This window comes from Paenibacillus sp. YYML68, assembly GCF_027923405.1.
In the GTDB taxonomy this organism is placed as follows: Bacteria; Bacillota; Bacilli; order Paenibacillales; family NBRC-103111; genus Paenibacillus_G.
Window position 1 is genome coordinate 3,274,026 of record NZ_BQYI01000001.1, and the last position, 18,159, is coordinate 3,292,184.

At 55.0% G+C, this 18,159-nt stretch carries 18 protein-coding genes and 1 other RNA gene; 1 reads left to right on the plus strand and 18 read right to left on the minus strand.

Translation table 11 applies throughout. The features are described 5' to 3' along the window. Positions 1 to 28: 28 nt before the first annotated feature. The 6 genes from thiI to PAE68_RS14965 form a co-directional block, all read right to left on the minus strand. Positions 29 to 1,243, minus strand: coding sequence for a tRNA uracil 4-sulfurtransferase ThiI (gene thiI, locus PAE68_RS14940; protein ID WP_309299332.1), 1,215 nt, complete (start codon positions 1,241 to 1,243; stop codon positions 29 to 31). Continuing rightward, positions 1,240 to 2,448, minus strand: a complete 1,209-nt coding sequence (locus PAE68_RS14945; RefSeq protein WP_281888175.1) for a cysteine desulfurase family protein — start codon at positions 2,446 to 2,448, stop codon at positions 1,240 to 1,242. The genes thiI and PAE68_RS14945 overlap by 4 nt, the downstream gene beginning before the upstream one ends. 120 nt (positions 2,449 to 2,568) lie before the next feature. Next, positions 2,569 to 3,309: a lytic transglycosylase domain-containing protein gene (locus PAE68_RS14950; RefSeq protein ID WP_281888176.1), complete on the minus strand. Its 741-nt coding sequence runs from the start codon at positions 3,307 to 3,309 to the stop codon at positions 2,569 to 2,571. Positions 3,310 to 3,473: 164 nt separating this feature from the next. Continuing rightward, positions 3,474 to 3,686, minus strand: coding sequence for a DUF1540 domain-containing protein (locus tag PAE68_RS14955; protein ID WP_281888177.1), 213 nt, complete (start codon positions 3,684 to 3,686; stop codon positions 3,474 to 3,476). An 89-nt stretch (positions 3,687 to 3,775) separates the two neighbouring features. Further along, the gene (locus PAE68_RS14960) at positions 3,776 to 4,924 is read right to left on the minus strand and encodes a glycoside hydrolase family 15 protein (protein ID WP_281888178.1); all 1,149 of its coding nucleotides are present in this window, start codon (positions 4,922 to 4,924) and stop codon (positions 3,776 to 3,778) included. A 133-nt stretch (positions 4,925 to 5,057) separates the two neighbouring features. Further along, a complete protein-coding gene (locus PAE68_RS14965; protein WP_281888179.1) occupies positions 5,058 to 5,558 on the minus strand; it encodes a YpuI family protein in 501 nt (166 codons plus the stop codon). 230 nt (positions 5,559 to 5,788) lie between these two features. Here PAE68_RS14965 and PAE68_RS14970 point away from each other — a divergent pair, with 230 nt between their 5' ends. Further along, positions 5,789 to 7,678 carry a S8 family peptidase gene (locus PAE68_RS14970; protein ID WP_281888181.1) on the plus strand — a complete coding sequence of 630 codons (1,890 nt, stop codon included), beginning with the start codon at positions 5,789 to 5,791 and terminating at the stop codon, positions 7,676 to 7,678. A 103-nt stretch (positions 7,679 to 7,781) separates the two neighbouring features. Here PAE68_RS14970 and rnpB read toward each other — a convergent pair. The 12 genes from rnpB to cdd form a co-directional block, all read right to left on the minus strand. After that, an RNA gene (gene rnpB / locus PAE68_RS14975) (RNase P RNA component class A) lies at positions 7,782 to 8,216 on the minus strand. A gap of 69 nt (positions 8,217 to 8,285) precedes the next feature. Beyond that, on the minus strand, positions 8,286 to 9,401 hold the full coding sequence (locus PAE68_RS14980) for a Nif3-like dinuclear metal center hexameric protein (protein WP_281888183.1): 1,116 nt from the start codon (positions 9,399 to 9,401) through the stop codon (positions 8,286 to 8,288). Next, on the minus strand, positions 9,368 to 10,135 hold the full coding sequence (locus tag PAE68_RS14985; protein WP_281888185.1) for a tRNA (adenine(22)-N(1))-methyltransferase: 768 nt from the start codon (positions 10,133 to 10,135) through the stop codon (positions 9,368 to 9,370). The genes PAE68_RS14980 and PAE68_RS14985 overlap by 34 nt, the downstream gene beginning before the upstream one ends. Beyond that, positions 10,132 to 10,983 carry a hypothetical protein gene (locus PAE68_RS14990; RefSeq protein WP_281888187.1) on the minus strand — a complete coding sequence of 284 codons (852 nt, stop codon included), beginning with the start codon at positions 10,981 to 10,983 and terminating at the stop codon, positions 10,132 to 10,134. The genes PAE68_RS14985 and PAE68_RS14990 overlap by 4 nt, the downstream gene beginning before the upstream one ends. Before the next feature lie 125 nt (positions 10,984 to 11,108). Further along, the gene (gene rpoD / locus PAE68_RS14995) at positions 11,109 to 12,221 is read right to left on the minus strand and encodes an RNA polymerase sigma factor RpoD (protein WP_281888189.1); all 1,113 of its coding nucleotides are present in this window, start codon (positions 12,219 to 12,221) and stop codon (positions 11,109 to 11,111) included. A 47-nt stretch (positions 12,222 to 12,268) separates the two neighbouring features. Continuing rightward, positions 12,269 to 14,104: a DNA primase gene (gene dnaG, locus PAE68_RS15000; protein ID WP_281888191.1), complete on the minus strand. Its 1,836-nt coding sequence runs from the start codon at positions 14,102 to 14,104 to the stop codon at positions 12,269 to 12,271. Positions 14,105 to 14,144: 40 nt separating this feature from the next. Beyond that, on the minus strand, positions 14,145 to 14,603 hold the full coding sequence (locus PAE68_RS15005; protein ID WP_281888193.1) for a YaiI/YqxD family protein: 459 nt from the start codon (positions 14,601 to 14,603) through the stop codon (positions 14,145 to 14,147). 100 nt (positions 14,604 to 14,703) lie between these two features. Beyond that, entirely contained in the window at positions 14,704 to 15,522 is an 819-nt protein-coding gene (locus tag PAE68_RS15010) for a pyruvate, water dikinase regulatory protein (RefSeq protein ID WP_281888195.1), read from the minus strand. Between the two features lie 123 nt (positions 15,523 to 15,645). Continuing rightward, a complete protein-coding gene (gene recO, locus PAE68_RS15015; RefSeq protein WP_281888197.1) occupies positions 15,646 to 16,392 on the minus strand; it encodes a DNA repair protein RecO in 747 nt (248 codons plus the stop codon). 113 nt (positions 16,393 to 16,505) lie between these two features. Beyond that, positions 16,506 to 16,652, minus strand: a complete 147-nt coding sequence (locus tag PAE68_RS15020) for a YqzL family protein (RefSeq protein WP_281888200.1) — start codon at positions 16,650 to 16,652, stop codon at positions 16,506 to 16,508. Between the two features lie 146 nt (positions 16,653 to 16,798). Next, positions 16,799 to 17,716 (minus strand): GTPase Era, encoded by a 918-nt coding sequence (gene era, locus PAE68_RS15025; protein WP_281888203.1) that lies wholly within the window; start codon positions 17,714 to 17,716, stop codon positions 16,799 to 16,801. A gap of 1 nt (position 17,717) precedes the next feature. Beyond that, positions 17,718 to 18,134, minus strand: a complete 417-nt coding sequence (gene cdd / locus PAE68_RS15030) for a cytidine deaminase (RefSeq protein ID WP_281888205.1) — start codon at positions 18,132 to 18,134, stop codon at positions 17,718 to 17,720. Between the last annotated feature and the right edge of the window lie 25 nt (positions 18,135 to 18,159).

Sequence of the window (18,159 nt, forward strand, 5' to 3'; positions counted from 1 at the left end):
CATTAGAATGATGCACTAGACAGTTGCATTAGAAGAGCGTAGCGAACGGGTCGTGCTCCTCTCTCCCTGTCTCCAGCCATATCGATTCGGTCTGCTCCACCGCCCGGCTCAGCGCCTCGTCCAGCCACGGCATGCTCCGCTCGATCGCCTGCAGCACATTCAAGTTCGGATTCGTACTCGGGCTCGGCGGCAGGAAGAGCGTGCAGCAGTCCTCATGCGGCAGCACCGAAATATCGTACGTGTCGATCCGTTCGGCGATACGAATAATCTCCTGCTTCTCCATGCAGATCAACGGTCTCAGCAGCGGGATCGTTACGGAGCGGCCGATCGCGTCAAGGCTCGGCAGCGTCTGGCTTGCGACTTGACCGAGGCTCTCGCCTGTGACAATCGCGCCTGCGCCGTTCGCTTCGGCGAGCTTCTCTGTAATTCGGAACATCGCGCGACGCAGCAGCGTGATCAACAGGTTGTCAGCATACGCCTGATGAATGCGCGTCTGCACGTCCGTGAACGGCACCATATGGAGCCGCAGCGTGCCGCCGCTATATGGCGCCAGCCGCTTGACCAGGTCGCGCACCTTCTGCTGCGACTTCTCGCTCGTATACGGATAGCTGTGGAAGTGTACCGCCTCCAGCTTCAAGCCTTGTCGCAGCCCGAGGTATCCTGCTACCGGGGAGTCGATGCCGCCCGACAGCATGAGCATCGCCTTGCCATTCGAGCCGAACGGGAAGCCTCCTGCGCCCTCGTCGATGCGGGCGTACAGCCAGGCCGCACTGTCCCGCACCTCAATCTTCAGCTCGGCATCAGGTGTATGCACGTCGACCTGAAGCCCCGGTATAGCGCGAAGCACCGCACCGCCCACACTACGGTTGAGCTCGTACGTGTCGAGCGGGAAGCTTTTGTTCACCCGTCGCACATTGACCTTGAACGTAGCGGGTCGAGGCTCAAGCTGCTGCATCAGAGCTGCGGCAGCCTCCTGTATGCGCTCGACGTCGAGCGGTGCGCTGACCGCCGGGCTGATCGAGGATAAGCCGAGCACGCGGGTAAGCGGCTGGAGCACCTGCTCGTACGGCGCACCGTTCAGTTGCAGCACGATACGGCCGAACTCCCGTTCGTAGCCGATCTGCCGGAATGGACGCAGCGCCCTGCGCACCTGCTCGTACACCGCCTTCTCGAAGCGGTGCCTGTTCTTGCCCTTCAATACGAGCTCGCCGTAGCGCAATATAGCCATGGTCGGATTCATCATGCTCTTCTTCCTTTCTGACTGACTGATGCTGTGTGCGGCTGCAGCTGTGCCATCACGTGACGAAGTGCCCGGCCGAACGACTCGGCGTCCTCCATCGTATGATCCAGCGCCAGACTGAGCCGGATGCCCGCCTTCGCGGCTGCCGACGGCAATCCCATCGCTTCGAGCACGCGGCTAGGCTTCTCCTGCCCCGACGAGCAAGCTGATCTCGCCGATGCACAGATACCCTGCTCCTCCAGCGCGTGAATCAGCACCTCTGACTTCATGCCCGGATATGTAAAATGAACAAGGTGCGGCGCCCATACGCCTGCCTCTGCTCCTGAGCTCTCGTCCCTGGCGCCTCTGCTGCTGCCGCCGGTCAACGATAGCGCGTCGAACGCTCGAACATGCGCCTCGATCGCCTGCTTCAGCTTGCGCGTATGCGCAGCGAACTGCGGCTGCCGCTCGACGGCAAGCCGCACCGCCTTCGCCGTGCCGACGAGAGCCGGCACGTTCTCCGTCCCTGCGCGCAGCGCCATCTCTTGGCCGCCGCCGACGAGCAGCGGCCTCAGCTGTACCCCGCGGCGCACATACAGGAAGCCGCAGCCCTTCGGCCCGCCAATCTTATGGGCGGCGAACGATACGAGATCGGCGCCCATCGCAGCGGGGTGCACGGGCATTTTGCCTAGCGCTTGAACGGCATCGACATGGAGCAGCACCTTCGGATACGACTTGAGCACGCGCCCGAGCTCCTCGATCGGCTGAATGGCTCCGACCTCGTTGTTCACAGCCATTACGCTGACGAGGCTCGTATCATCGGTTAGCGCTTCCTTCAGCTGCTCCACGGAGATACGGCCTGTCTCGTCTACAGGCAAATACGTGACCTCGAAGCCTTCCTCCTCCAGCTGCCGGAACGTCTCATACACCGAGGCGTGCTCGATACGGGTCGTGATCAGATGACGCCCCCGATGACGGTATTGATAGGCAGCACCTCGAATGGCCCAGTTATTGCTCTCCGTCCCGCCTGATGTGAACACGATCTCCTCCGGCTCAGCGCCAAGCTGCTGAGCAATCGTCTCTCTGCTGCGCCGAACGAGCAGCTCGGCCTGTACACCCAGCTTATGTAACGACGATGGATTCCCGTAATGTGTACGCATCACCTCTGTCATCGCTTCGATGACCTCAGGCAGCATCGGCGCGGTGGCCGCATAATCCATATATAACAATGTATGTCCCCTCATTTCCATTCAGTACTGCTCATCCATGCTACACAAACAAGACCAACCTCTGGCGCCTTCTTGAATGAAGGGCAGGATTGGTCTTGTCCCTATTACGCTTCCATGCTGCTACAGCTGGTATTGTCTTTGGAGCCGTTGCACCTTGCCCACATAATCCTGCGTCTCCTTCGGGAGCAGATGCAGCTTCGTCCGCAACTGCTCGTCCGTACGAATGCCGAGCCTGTCCATTCGACCCGGACCCCCATTGTATGCCGCCAGCGCGACCGATTCATTGCCGTTATACTTCATTAGCAGCTCGGACAAATATTTCGTCCCGCCCTCGATATTTTGCGCTGGATTGAACGGATTCGTCACGCCGAGCGCCGCTCCCGTCGCGTCCATCAGCTGCATCAAGCCTTTGGCCCCCGCTCTCGACACCGCATTCGGATTAAAGGAGGACTCCGCATCGATCACGCCCTTGATCAAGTCGGACGGGACGCCGTGTCGACGGCTGGCAGCTTGTATAAGCTCCTCATACTCCGTAGGCTTGCTCGCGCTCGCGCCTAGCACGCTCTGCATCAGCTTGCTCGTCTTCTGAAGCGGCGATTGCATACTCATGAGCAATGAGGCTGAAGCGTCGCTGAGTCCGTTCGAATCGCTCAGCAAGGCTGCCGACGTCAGGCCGCCGCGAGCAACAGCGTTCTGCTGCGCCGCCTTCGTAGCCATCAGACCGTCCAGCATATCGGCGAATGGCTGCTTCTGTTCGCTTGAGTTTGCGCCTCCAGTAGACTTTGCAGCTTTATTCATCATTTGCAGCTTCAGCAGCTCTCTTGTCAGTTGCGTGTCAACCGAGCCAGTATTCGCATTCATGCTGTATTCGTTTACTCCTTGTATATGAAAGTGTACATCATGTATACCCATTGTACACCGAATTCAGCTTGTCAGCTACCCCGAACAGACGAAAGCAGGCCGTCACCGGCCTGCTTCTTTTTACCTTCTTTCTCGATGGTGCAGCCTTCTAGCCTAACGCCTCATTACTTGGAAGCGTTTTTCGGCTGGAAGGTGTGACAACAGGTTTGTGCGGACTTCGCAGCTTGATCCTTGTGATCGTCGAAATCTTTGGCGAACTCTGTGTCATACTGCATGTTCGCATGCTTGTCGACCTCGATCATAATCGAGTTCGCTTGGCAGTTGTTGCCCTCTCCCCAAAACGTACAGTTCGAGACGCTGCATTTAACCTCTGGCATCGTAAATCACCCCCGATACTAAGCATGCCCGCTTCTGATCGAGGGTATTCCTGTCAGCCTGCAATTTAATAGCAATGATAGCGCTCGACTCAGCTCTCCGGCTTCGATTGCTTAAGCTTGTTGTATAGCACGAGATACATGCCATGCGACCAGAGCAGCGGCGTCGCTGGCGGCCCCCAGCGCCGTACCCAATCGTCGTACGCAACCCGATCCGGCAGCGCATCCGGCACCTGCTCCGGCAGACGACCGAGTCGGTCGCTCTTGGAGGCGATCCATTCCAGCGCTTGCTCCGCCACCTCGCGTCTACCCTGCCTGAGCGCACACCAGCCATACCAGGCGGTCAGCAGCAGCCACTCTCCGCCGCCATAATAGCTGTCGCCTACATAGCGCCTCACGCCGCCCTGGCTCGTGCGCAGCTCGGCCTCCACCTTGCAGACCGTCGCGACCATCGCGGGGTGTGACGGCTCGAACACACGGAACGGCTCGCACAGCCATAGCAGGCTCGCATCGACGCCCTCGTCGCCGTGTCGGTACACGAGGCCATTTTGCTCATAGGACGGGTACACTCTCTTGACGAAATGCCCCTCTTCATGCACCGTATACTTCAGCAGGAACGACTGGATCGTATCGCACAGCTCGTCTAGATCGGTACGCCCCCCCAGCTCTGCGATTGCCCGCAGACCGCCGTATAAGCATGCCAGCGTGGATGGATGCAGATTGTCCGGATATTCCTCCCAGCAGTCGAAGTTCGGATAGCCCCAGAATGCTTCCACATATTGCACACTCGCGTCAACTGCAGCGCGGAACCGCTCTGGCAGCGACGTATGTCCTGTCGCCTTCAGATGCTCACACAGCCCCCACAGCCATGTGCCGTACCCGTCCATCTGGAAGTGACCCCATTCGGAATGCTCATCGTCCCGCCCGTCAAGATGATACCGTGTATGCAAAAACTCATGCTGCTCAATTCGCTCGCCGCGGTAGTGCTTGCCGACCAAGCACGCAATATGCGGCAGCTTCCGCTCCATAATGGTACGCACCCACTCATAAAACTGCAGCGAGCTGTCATGCTCCCCTGCACAATCCATGCCATATGCGATGAAGCTTCCGTCCCTTAGCCAGCTGAAGGCATAATGTGAAAATAATGGCGAGGCGATGTAGCCTCCTTCCGGGTGTTGATTCCACGCGATCAGCTTGACGCTGTCCGCTGCCAGACGAGCATACTGATCCGATTCCGCCATAGACGAGCTCCCCCTTTCCTTTGTGTCCCACACGTGCCCCGAATCCTTTTCAAACAAAAAGAGATGCTTAGCGCACCTCTTCCTTGTACTTCTTTTATCATTAGTATGGGGTAAATTCGAGCTTTATACGCTCTTACACCTTTTCGCCCTGCATACGGCGCTGCGTGATGTAGTCTGTCTCATAGTAGGAGAGATCCTCGCGAAGGTTCTCGAAAATTTTGGACAGCTCGATCGTCAGATCGCGAACCTCGCGAACTGGCTTTTTGCGGAAGCGGATCGCATCCTGGCCTGTGTAAGCGTAGCGGCCATCCTCCGAGTAGCACTCGTGCTTCGGATAGAAGAAGCTGTTAACTGAGGAATGATACACCTCATACAGCACCTTCTCGGCATATTCAATATTGAAGTTCGGTCTGCGCAGAGATACACCAAGCTTCTCATAAGCAACCTCGGAGAACACAAGCAGATGTCTTGTATCTGCAAGATAACCCTTATAGAACTCGTCCATTGCCGGATCGTTTTCCGCATTCAGCTGCTGCAGCGAATGTGCATTCACGAATTGCTCCATTTTCGCAATCGCGTCGCTCAGCTTCGTTCTCGTCGATTCACATAAACTTTTCACATGTGTTGCGGTCATAGTACGGGACCTCCTCAGTCAAACCAAACATCATTTATTTTTTCGTAAATCTTATCATATTTGAATCTATCGTACCACAATTTCTTTGGAAAAGTAAGCGGCAATGCGCACAAGAGGCATACGAGGTCTCAACAGCGGTCTGGCTTAGAATGGTTATCATTGCTGTTGATATTCAGGACGTGCTTGGGAAATCTAACCCTAAGACGATAAACAAGCAGGAGGATATATAGATGAGAAAATGGGGCGTTACGTTATCCGTTCTTGCCATTGCAGCCGGAGGGCTGCTGCTCGTGCCTCGGGGCGGTCATGCGCCGGAGTCCGAAGCGCTATCTGCCGAGAAGGAGCTGCGCATCAAGCAAGCGACAATGAACCAGGATCTCGCACTAACGAATGAGCTATGCCGCAGTCAATGCAGCTATGAGCTGCACCGGATCGCCACCGACATCGTGAAGGACGGGGCGAAGCCGACGAAGCTGCTAGCCGAGCTTCAGCAGCAGCACCCGCATATGAGCTGGCTCGTGCACACGAGCGCCGGGGTGCCGCTTGCGCAAGGCACTGCCGTCGGTCAGCTCCCTGAGCGCATCCGCGAGAAGGCTCAAGATATGCTGATGCAGGCGAAGCAGTCCGTGGACCGCGGTCAGTCGTATCAATCCGGCACGCTCGAGGACAACGGACAGCAGTTCTTCGTACTCGCAGAGCCGGCTGTCGACGGCCGCAGCGGAATCGTCGGCGTCGTGGAGCAGCATATATTGTCCGAGGTCGCCGAGCATGAACGGAAAAACTTACGCATCGTCACGTATCCAGCCGAAGGCCGCTACAAGATCGAATCGGTCGATTCCAAGACGCTGCGCGACGTGCATGTCGACCACCCGGAAGAGAATGAAGGCGTCAGCCATTACCATCAGAATCAGGTCGTCGTCAAATTCCGCAGCGATCCGACAGAGCAGGAACTGGAGCGCATCCGTTCAGAGATTGGCGGAGGTACGGTTCGCAAGCTTGGCTACACCTACGTATTCGAATCGCAATCGATGGAAGCGAAGGAGCTGATGAGCTACTTCCAGAAGTGGAACGTAGCCTACGCGGAGCCGCATTTCCTGTACTTAACCAATACGTCCGCCCCTGCCCGCAGAGGAGCGGCAACAGAGAGGCCCATCGGGGAAGCAAGCGGCTTCGTGCCGAACGACGCGCTGTACCAGCGTTACCAGTGGAATTTACCCAAGGTCGATATTGAATCGGGCTGGCACATTTCGAAGGGCTCGGACCAAGTGACCGTCGCCGTCATCGATACCGGCGTCGACCTGAATCATCCCGACCTGCAGAACCAGCTCGTCAGCGGCTTGAACGTCGTGAACCAGCGCCAAACGCCTCAGGACGATGTCGGCCACGGCACACACGTAGCTGGTGTCATCGGCGCGCTCGTCAATAATAATCTCGGCGTCGCTGGTATGAGCTGGTACAATCATATTATGCCGATTAAGGCGCTCGACGCGACCGGTGCGGGCAGCACGTATGCCGTTGCTCAAGGTATCATCTGGGCCGTCGATCACGGAGCGAAGGTCATTAATATGAGTCTGGGCAATTATGCAGACGCCGAATTCCTTCACGACGCCATCCGCTATGCGTATGACCGAGATGTCGTGCTTATTGCCGCCAGCGGCAACGACAATACGGAGAGACCGGGCTTCCCTGCCGCATATCCGGAGGTGTTCGCTGTTGCGGCGACCGATCCGAACAATTCCAGGGCGACCTTCTCCAATTACGGCACCTATATCGACGTCGCCGCGCCGGGTGTCAGCATCGCCAGCACGTATCCGCATAGCCAATATGCTGCACTGTCGGGAACGTCCATGGCCACGCCCCACGTCGCCGCGCTCGCCGCGCTGATCCGCTCGGTCAATCCGAATCTGAAGAACACTGAGGTCATGCAATTAATGCGCGATACCGCAGTGGATCTTGGTCCAGTCGGCAGAGATAAGTATTATGGCTTCGGCTTGATCGATGTCGGTCGTGCCCTGCAGGCAGCGAATCCGAATACTGCGTCGCAGAGGGACCAGTCCTCACCGGACGAGACGATCGACTCGACCTGGACGGATTGGCTGCGCCGACTGCTCGGTGTGTAATATGAACGCTCAACGATGCTCGCGACTTAGCGAACGCAAAGAAACCGCCCTCTGAGGCGGTTTCTTCACAAGTATATGGCTATTCATCTGTTGTAGACGGCTGAAGGAAAGCTTGCCGTAAGCCGGGTTCTGTGCTTCCAGTGGTCATAACGGGGGCCACCCTGCCACCATTGAAGCGACAATCATCTATCTAGGCCATACATTGCTGCATGGCTCAAGCGACCAACCCGAACGCGTCTCGGGCTAAGACTGTCCCGCTAGGAGACGTGCGTTCCTCTAGGTCTTGCTCCAAATGGGGTTTACCAGGACCTATGTCACCATAGCTCCTCGTGGTCTCTTACACCACGGTTCCACCCTTACCTGTGCTCACCGGGCATAGCCCGGCTTCCACTGCCTTGTGAGCAGCTGCCATCGGCGGTCCATTTCTGTGGCACTAGCCTTCAGCTCGCGCTGACTGGACGTTATCCAGCATCCTGCCCTGTGGAGCCCGGACTTTCCTCTCGCGGCCGAAGCCGCCAGCGATTGTCTGTCAAACTTTCCTTTGCAACAGATGCTTAGCTAGTATACATAGAATCTGCTGAAAACTCAAGACCTGCAGCGTACCAGTTTATACAAAGCGGAACGGCTCCGTATCAATCGTCGAGGCGATGACCTTCGTTGACCATCTGCGCTCCTCGAGCTTCGACTGTAAATACCGGGCTACGCCCTTCTTCATGATCTTCTCTACGTTATGTCCCGGATCGATCAACGTCATGCCAGCAGCAAGCGCATCGTGAGCGGTATGGTAATCGATATCTCCGGTGACGAGCACATCCGCCCCGGCGAACATCGCATGGCGTACATAGCGGCTGCCCGAGCCTCCCAGTACAGCAGCCTTGCGAATGACACGGTCCATATCGCCGACGACACGCACCATCGGGACGTCGTAGGCTGTCTTAACGCGCTCGCACAGCTCTCCTAGCGTCACCGGCTGCTCCAGCTTGCCCGCACGACCAAGCCCGAACGTCCGTGTCTTCAGATCGAGCGCGTACAGATCGTAGGCGACCTCCTCGTACGGATGCGCCTTGAGCATCGCCTGAACGACGCGGCGCTCCGCGCTCTGCGGCACGATCGTCTCGATTCGCACCTCATGCGCCTGCTCCGCCTTGCCCGGCTTGCCGATGAATGGGTCCGTGCCTTCACCAGGCTTGAACGTGCCGACGCCCTCGATATTGAAGCTGCATTCCGTATAACGGCCAATGCCTCCCGCTCCTGCCTCGAACATTGCCGATCTCACCTTGTCCGCATGCTCGATCGGTACGAAGACGACGAGCTTCTTCAGCTTGTCCGTGTGCACCTCATCGAGCGGCTCCGACACCTGAATGCCGATCGCCTCGGCCATCATGTCGTTGATGCCGCCGTCAGCAACATCAAGGTTCGTATGCGAGATGTAGACCGCGATGTCGTTTTTGATCAGCTTCTCATACAGCCGCCCTGCTGGTGTATCGGTCTGAAGATGAGCAAGCGGGCGGAAAATAATCGCATGATGAGCGATAATGAGATTGGCCCCATGCTGGATCGCCTCCTCGACAACCGCCTCGGTGACGTCGAGCGCGATCAGTACGCTCGTAATTTCCTTCTGCAGCGACCCGAGCTGCAGTCCGATTTTGTCATCGGGCACTGCATACGACTTCGGAGCGAGCTCCTCCATTAGTTGAATGACGGCTTGACCTTTGGCGAGCATGCGCTCAGCACCTCCTCGATCCGATTTATTTGCTCACGAATGCGGGCTTCCTTCTCACGGGCAGTCTCCATCTGCGACAGCTTCAGCTGACTGCACACCTTCTCCAGCTTGTCCAGCTCAAGCCGCCACTTACGCACCCACACCTCGGGACATTGTTGCACCAGGTGCGGGCCCATTGTGATCAGCATTTCCCGAGATACAACAACATTCTCATTCAGCTGCAGAGGCTTGTAGAGCTGATCTGCCTCCTCGCTTGACCCGAGCTCAGCCGTGAGAATCTCGTAAATCTTCCCATCTTCCTCCAAAATACGCTCGTTCAGCAGCGACCAGCCGTTCGCCAGCAGCCACTCGCGCACCGCATCCTCGCCCACGTTCGGCTGCAGCACAAGCCTCTTGACGCCCTCGAGCTTCGCCTTGCCGGCCTCCAGTATAGAGGCGATCAGCACGCCGCCCATGCCAGCGATCGTAATGACGTCGACCTCGCTCCGCTCGATGACGGCCAAGCCGTCGCCGAGCCGAACATCGATGACATGTGCGAGACCAGCGAACCGAACCTGCTTGGAAGCCGCCTCGAACGGTCCGGCGTTCACCTCGCCGGCTACCCCTTTCACAATCGTGCCCTGCTCTGCCAGATACGATGGCAGCAACGCGTGATCCGAGCCGATATCCGCCAATCGACTTCCTTGGGGCACCTCCTGTGCAATCCACTCCAACCGCTTCGATAATTGAATCAAGATCCCATCACCCATTTCGTCCACTTCGTCCGATACATAAACAAGTACGCCGCTTGCACACATAGCTTCGCGAGCAGTACCCATTGTACGGTCTCTTCTCCGTACTGTTCGGCATACAGCATAGCATACAATTCCGGCATGTACCAAACGATGTTGCCGAGCGCGAAAAATACAAAGCCGAGCTGACGGCTTCGATCATGAATGAGCCACGACAGCCAGCAAAATAAAATGGCAAGAGGCACCCAGCTCACCTCAAGCGTGACCCAGCTGATCGTATCGAGCTGATGATGCAGCAACCAACCATAACAAAACACGAGACTCACCCAACCGCACAGCTGGAATAAAGCAAGCCTCGCAGCAACACCGGTCACCATCCAGATCACACTCGTCAAAAACACATAGCCGACCATCAGCACAGGCTCCTCATAGCCGTGAAGCTTCAGCATGTAGACGCCGATAAACAGCAGAAATAAAGAGGCCATGCCCAGTATGATCTGAGCAGCCATCGGCTCCTTCTGCCGCTTCGCACCTCCGAAGGCGTAGCACGTTACAAGAAAGGCGAGAGACACCCCTATTTGCATTGGAATTTCAAAAGCGTTAAAATTAAGAGCAGTAAAGGAAATAACGATGGCAGCGAGCAATAGTAGTGACCATATTTTCCAGCTGCTGTTAACGATTTGTGAAGACGACATTCCAAGAAGGCGGCCAGGTGATTCCAGCTTCGGCTTCTCCAAGCCTTCCGTTACATATAAGTTAAGTAAGAAATCACAATATTGCTCTGGCAGCAAACGGCTTCGACGCCAGTGCTCGATCTCATGGATCATCATGATTTTTTTCTTATCATCCATCAGCCGCCACCCCCAAGACTCATGCTAGTAGTTAAAAAATTAGACCTTACTGCAGCGATTCGCAGAAAGGTCTAATCCATGCGTCCACCGCCAAAGTAGCGCCGCACTACACGCGTCATTAGCGTCTATTCGAGAAAATCCTTCAACCGCTTGCTTCGGCTCGGATGACGAAGCTTCCGCAGCGCCTTCGCCTCAATCTGTCGAATACGCTCACGTGTGACTCCGAACACTTTGCCTACTTCTTCCAGCGTCCTTGTACGGCCGTCATCGAGTCCGAAGCGTAGACGAAGCACGTTCTCCTCACGCTCGGTCAACGTATCCAGCACATCCTCCAGCTGTTCCTTCAGAAGCTCATAAGCAGCTGCATCGGCTGGTGCCAGTGCCTCTTGATCTTCGATGAAGTCGCCCAGATGCGAATCGTCCTCTTCACCGATCGGCGTTTCAAGCGATACCGGCTCCTGCGCGATTTTCATAATTTCACGAACCTTATCGGTGCTCAGGTCCATTTCCTTCGCAATTTCCTCCGGTGTCGGTTCACGCCCAAGCTCCTGCAGGAGCTGCCGCGACACGCGAATGAGCTTATTGATCGTCTCTACCATGTGCACAGGAATACGGATCGTTCTCGCTTGGTCCGCGATCGCACGGGTAATGGCCTGACGAATCCACCAGGTTGCATATGTACTGAACTTATAGCCCTTCGTATGGTCGAACTTCTCAACCGCCTTGATCAAGCCCATGTTGCCCTCTTGAATGAGATCGAGGAACAGCATGCCGCGTCCAACATAACGCTTCGCTATGCTGACGACAAGTCGCAGGTTCGCTTCGGCCAATCGACGCTTCGCTTCCTCATCCCCGAGCTCAATGCGCTTCGCGAGGTCTACCTCATCCTCGGCAGACAGAAGCGGCACACGGCCGATTTCCTTCAAGTACATCCGAACCGGATCGTTGATCTTGATGCCCGGCGGCAGGGACAGGTCATCATCGAATTGGAAATCGTCATGCTCCATCGGACCCATCTCATGCTCTTCATCCGACTCGTTGCCGACATCGATGCCCATCTCCTGAAGATGCTCGAAGAATTCGTCGATTTGCTCCGGATCTTGATCGAAAGGAGCCAGCTTTTCCATAATTTCCTTGTACGTAATGGCCGAACGTTTCTTTCCTTGTTCGATTAATTGGTCTTTTACCTGCTCTAACGTCAACTCGGTCTCTATTTCAGTGCGTTGATCGTTCGCCATAAATCCAACTCCCTCCTCCTTGGAGCAGTCCTCTGATGGACCGGCTATCATGATGACTTCAGCTGCTTCTCCAAGGAAATGATTTCACTTGCCAGCTTCAGAGCGGTCGGGATATCTCCCGAGCGTTCTGCTTGTTTCACTTGCTCTCTCTTCGCTTCGAGCTCTTGCACGAGAGGGTACTTCTTTATTTCGCGGATGTAATCGTCAATGACGGCTTCATTCACGCCATTGCGATTATCTATTAAGGTTAAGGAGCTCGCCAAGCTCTCTAGCTTGTCATCTTGAAGCATTCCGATGAACATGCTTGCATTCGGTTCGTAGCCTTGCGCGTAATAAGCGTACAGGTAAGCAGCAATTGCCGCATGCTCCTCTACATTAAAGCCGTCTCCGAGCTGTTTTTCCACGTACTGGGCGACCTCTTGATCCTGAATCATAACCGCAAGCAGCTGCTTTTCGGCAAACTGATATGCAGGAATGATCGCAGGAGACTGTGTTCGGGGCCTCCCGTTATTCCTAACATTATTCCACGGATTAGGTTTATTATCCCCTTGTGCTTCCTTTTTTTCCGCTTGTAGCCTGATTTCATTCAACGCTTGCATAGCGGTATCGAAGGAATAACGAAACTCCGTGGTCAGCTCCTTTACGTAGTGCTCTCGTTCAATCGGCGACGCAAGACCTGCGATAACCCGAAGTGCCTGCTGTATGTATCGTAGCCTCTCCCCATCCTCCTGCATCTTATAGTTTCTGCGAAAATATAGAAGCTTATATTTGATCGATGGTACAGCGGGATCCATAATCTCGCGTACAAATCGTTCAGAACCGTATTTGCCAATATACTCGTCAGGGTCCATACCGCTTGGCAGCAGTGCGATTCTAACCTGACAGCCTGCATTCTCCAGCAGCGGAATGCTCTTGTAAGCTGCCGCTTGCCCGGCTGAGTCGCCGTCGTATACAACGACAACGCGCTCGGCCAATCTTCGGATCTGCTCCGCATGCTCCGGCGTCAGTGCCGTTCCCATCGTAGCAACGCCGTTGTGTACGCCTGCATCCCATGAGCGAATAACGTCAAGATAGCCTTCGAACAGAGCCAGCTCCTGCGTTTTGCGTATCTGAGGTCTTGCTGCGTGCATGTTGTACAGCGTCCTGCTCTTGTGGAACAGCATCGATTCGGGACTGTTTAAATATTTGGGCTGCCCGTCACCCATCAATCGTCCACCGAAGGCGACCGTCTGCCCCTTCCAGTCCCGTATGGGAAAAATAACCCGATCGCGAAACTTATCCACATAGCCAGTGCCGTCCTGCTTAGCGGATATAAGACCGCCTTGCTCCATGAGCGTTAGCGGAAACTGCTTCTTCTCCAGCAAGTTCACCAGCGTATCCCAGCGCTGCGGCGCGTAGCCGAGCCCGAACGCCTCCATCAGCTTATCGCTAAGCCCGCGGTTGCGTAAATATTGCTTGGCCGCCTTCCCCTGCTCGGTGTTATGCAGGATGTACTGGTACAGCTTCTCCGCCAGCTCATATGCCTCGAGCAGCTTCGTCCGATCCTTGTTCTCCTTCGTCTCTGGGCCGTCTGTAGCAAGTCCGAATTGAACATCCAAACTCGCCTCCTCCGCCAGCTTCCGAATCGCTTGCCCGTAGGACAATCCCTCAATATCGGCGACGAACCCGATTACATTCCCACCGGCTTGGCAGCCGTAGCAATGATAGATCTGCTTCTCCGGTGTGACGGTGAACGAAGCCGTTTTCTCCGAGTGGAAAGGACACAGTCCCTTCATATAATGTCCCTGCTTCGTCAAGTGGACGTATTTGCCAACGACCTCGACGATGTCGTGAGCCTTCAGCACTGCGTCGACGACGGGCTGCGGAATGCGTCCGTTACTCATCCTATCCACCTACAATTCCATTAACACGTATAACTATTCGCTATGTCGTGTGATTTTCCTGCAACCTCGACAAAAGTTTTGTCAAAGATTGTAGAAATATTTGTCGATCTTGCTCGGTGAACGGCTTCGGCCCCTTCGTATACTTCCCCCCGCGCCTCAGCCTCGCTTGCTCATGTCGGCGCTCAAGCAAGAAATCAATCGACTTATCTTGATACAACTGTCCTCTGTTAGACATCGCATAAGCCCGCTTGCCCAAAGCCAATGCGGCAAGTCCAAAGTCCTGCGTAACGAGCACATCTCCAGGGCTTACCTTATTCGCGATATACAGATCAGCCGACTGGCTTGACCGGTCAACCTGCACGATCTGCACCCCTTCCTCCGGCTGCAGCCGGTGATCGAAGGAGGCAACCATAAGGACGGGAACGCCGTGTAGCGCCGCAGCTTGCCGAATTTCTGGCTTAACCGGGCACGCATCGGCGTCAACCATTATTTTGAACATATGCTTATACCTGCCGGGTTGAAGGATTGACGTGCGAAACTACCGTAATATTATATACGATGAATTTACAAAAAATCCTGCTTCCTCTCTAAAACAACAGCTACCGCGAACGCATAAGATCGATGATCATGCTCGCTGTTTCCTCCACCGCTTTATTCGACACATCAATAACGGTACAGCCGATTTTGCTCATAATCGTATCGGCGAACGCAAGCTCCTTCAGTATGCGCTCCGTGTTCGCGTAGGTGGCGTTGCCTGGCAAGCCAAGAGTCTTCAGTCTTTCTGTTCGTATCATATTCAGCTTATGGGGATCAATTCGAAGACCGATCATTTTTTTGGGAGAAACGGTGAACAGTTGATCTGGCGGCGCGATCTCGGGCACGAGTGGCACATTCGCGACCTTGTACTTCTTATGGGCCAAATACATGGAGAGAGGTGTCTTCGAGGTACGGGATACGCCTACCAGCACGATATCTGCCTGCAGCACACCGTTAAAGTCCCGGCCGTCATCGTATTTAACTGCGAATTCGATCGCCTCGACTTTGCGGAAATAGTCTTCATCCAGTCGGTGAATCATACCAGGACGGTGACTGGCCTCCTGATTGAACGAATGCTCTAGCGCACGAATTACGGGGCCAAGCAGATCGACATACGGAATGCCGTTCTTCTCTGCCTCTTGGATTAAATAATCGCGAAGCTCAGGAATAACGAGCGTAAAGACGATCGTCCCTCCACGAAGCTTGACCGCCTGCATGAGTATATCAATGTCTGCACGCCCTTTGATAAAGGGTGACCTGCGAATATCAGCCTCTAGCGGCTCGAACTGGACGGTAGCGGCTCGAACGACGGCTTCGCCCGTATCGCCAGCCGAGTCGGAGGCCACAAAAACAACCGGCTTAAGCGCCCCTGAATTGCTCATAGATGGAAAGCCTCCTATTGTGATCTAACACGAAGAAAAGCTCCAGGATTGGAGCCAAATGGTGGAGTAAAACTCATATTATATCACATTATAATAGCATTGTGTCAAAAACATGTCAATTTCTCACAAGTCGTATTTATACAGCTGGTCTAGAAAATCTCTGGACTTCAGCTTGATCGCAATGTGCGTATCGAAATAAGTTCGCATCATCGTCTTCAAAAGTGCCTTCGTTTCCGGCTTCACATCAATCTGACCGAGCCGGCGCACATCGAGCTGCTGGAATAAGCGCAGCAGCTTCAGTGCACCGGGCGTCAGACGAACGGCCTCCGGCTCACGCAGGCGACAGCTCTCGCATAGGATGCCACCCAAGTTGCTGCTGAACGTAACCGCTTCCGAATGACCCCGACATAGCACACATTGCTCGAGCTCGGGAGCGTAGCCAGCCTGCATGAACATTTTCATCTCATACAGGTGGAGTACGATCTGCATATCTTTCCCGTCCCTCAATGCGGCTAGGCTCCCCTTTAGCTGCTCGAACATGTAAGGATGCCCCTCATGGTCTCCGAACATGCGCTCGGTCAGCTCAGCCAAGCAGGATGCATAGGCGGCGAGATCGAGGCTTTCGCGAAGCTTCTGGAACGAATCCTCGATTTCGGCATGCTGCAGCGAGCCGAGCTGACCCGATTTATAATACGAATAATCGCCCAGTGTGAACAGTTGCACCGCAGAGCCGAACTTGCTCTTTACTTTTTTCGCGCCGCGGGCGACGAAGCTCACCTTCCCTTGCTCCTTGGTGAACACCGTCACTATTTTGTTGCCTTCCCCATAGTCAATCCCGCGAATTACGATTCCTTGCAACCTGTGCTGCATAAGGCCGCCTCTCCCTATCCTGAAATAACAAGCTCCGTAATGTCCGGAATTTGTTATGGCAAGCCTCGAAACGAATGTAGCGAAGCTAAACTGAGGGGCTGCTTCATTCGTTGCTATTGCAGCCATTCCTCGTGCAAGGCAGCTGTGTCTTGCTCAAGCTCCGGCTCTTCAGCCTCCGGACCGCCGTTCATTTCTTTATAAAGCAGGTAGGCATCCACATCTCCAGTCATCGAAAAATACTTCCACGAAAAATCTCTCATGGTTCATCCTCCCCTTGGTGACATGACAACATTACCTGTTTATAGGATTAGCATGGTACGAATCGCATCGAAGTATGCTGACAAAAAACTGGTATGCATGATATCCATTAACCTAAGCGAAGCCGCACTGAAACGGGCGAACGAGCCTATTCGTGGCGGAAGCCGAGGTCCTTCAGCACAACGTCCTTGTTGCGCCAATCCTTCTTCACCTTCACCCACAGCTCCAGGAACACTCTCGAGCCGAGCAGCGCCTCGATGTCAGCTCTCGCCTTCTGGCCGACCTCCTTAAGCAGCGCGCCCTTCTTGCCGATGATGATCCCCTTCTGAGAGTCCCGCTCCACGTAAATAACTGCGCCAATATAGACAACGCCGTTATCCTGCACCTTCATATCCTCGATGCCGACCGCGATCGAATGCGGAATCTCCTCACGGGTCAGATGTAGAATCTTCTCGCGAATCAGCTCCGCGCAGACGAATTGCTCAGGATGATCGGTCACTTGATCAGCCGGGTAATACTGGGGACCGTTCGGCAAAAATTTCACGATCTGTGTCATCAGCGTATTGACATTGTTGCCGTTCAACGCCGAGACCGGCACAATCTCCGCGAACGGATACAGCTCCTTGTACGTGACGATAATAGGCAGCAGTGCCTCTGGCTGTACCTGGTCAATTTTGTTCAAGACCAGAATGACCGGAGTTGTCACCTTCTTCAGCTGCTCGATGATGTAACGATCCCCGCCGCCGATCCCTTCGACGACGTCAACGAGGAATAAGATCGCCTCGACCTCCTTGAGCGCACTCTCCGCCGCTTTCATCATATAGTCTCCGAGCTTCGAAGACGATTTATGAATGCCGGGCGTATCGAGGAAGACGATCTGAGAATCATCCGTCGTATACACACCATGTATTTTGTTCCGTGTCGTCTGCGGCTTATCGGACATAATCGCGATCTTCTGTCCAATGACCTGATTCATGAGCGTTGACTTACCGACGTTCGGTCTTCCGATGATCGCAACGAAGCCCGATCGGAAGCTGTTCTGCTTCGTAGTAGATGTAGATGACATATTAACTGTTCGTTCCCCCGTCCAAATCTTGTGATGTGAAAGCTCCGGGCAGCAGCGCCGCCACCGTCGTAACAGCGACGTCTCCCCGAAGATTAGCCATATATACCGGCATATCCGGCGCGCACAGCTCAATGAGCACCTGCCTGCATACGCCGCATGGCGCAATCGGCTGCTCGGTGTCGCCGATAACGGCGATCGCCTTAAAGCTCCCCGCCGCTTCCCCGTCGGCAATGGCGCGGAACAGCGCTGTACGCTCCGCGCAGTTCGTCGGACCGTAAGCTGCATTCTCGACGTTGCAGCCCAGATGCACCCGGCCTGACGCATCCAGCAGTGCACTGCCGACCTTGAAGCGGGAATATGGCGTATACGCGCGCTCACGCGCTAGTTTGGCCTGTTCGATCAGCTTCGCTTGCTCCATAGTCTACATCAGTCCCTTCTGTTCT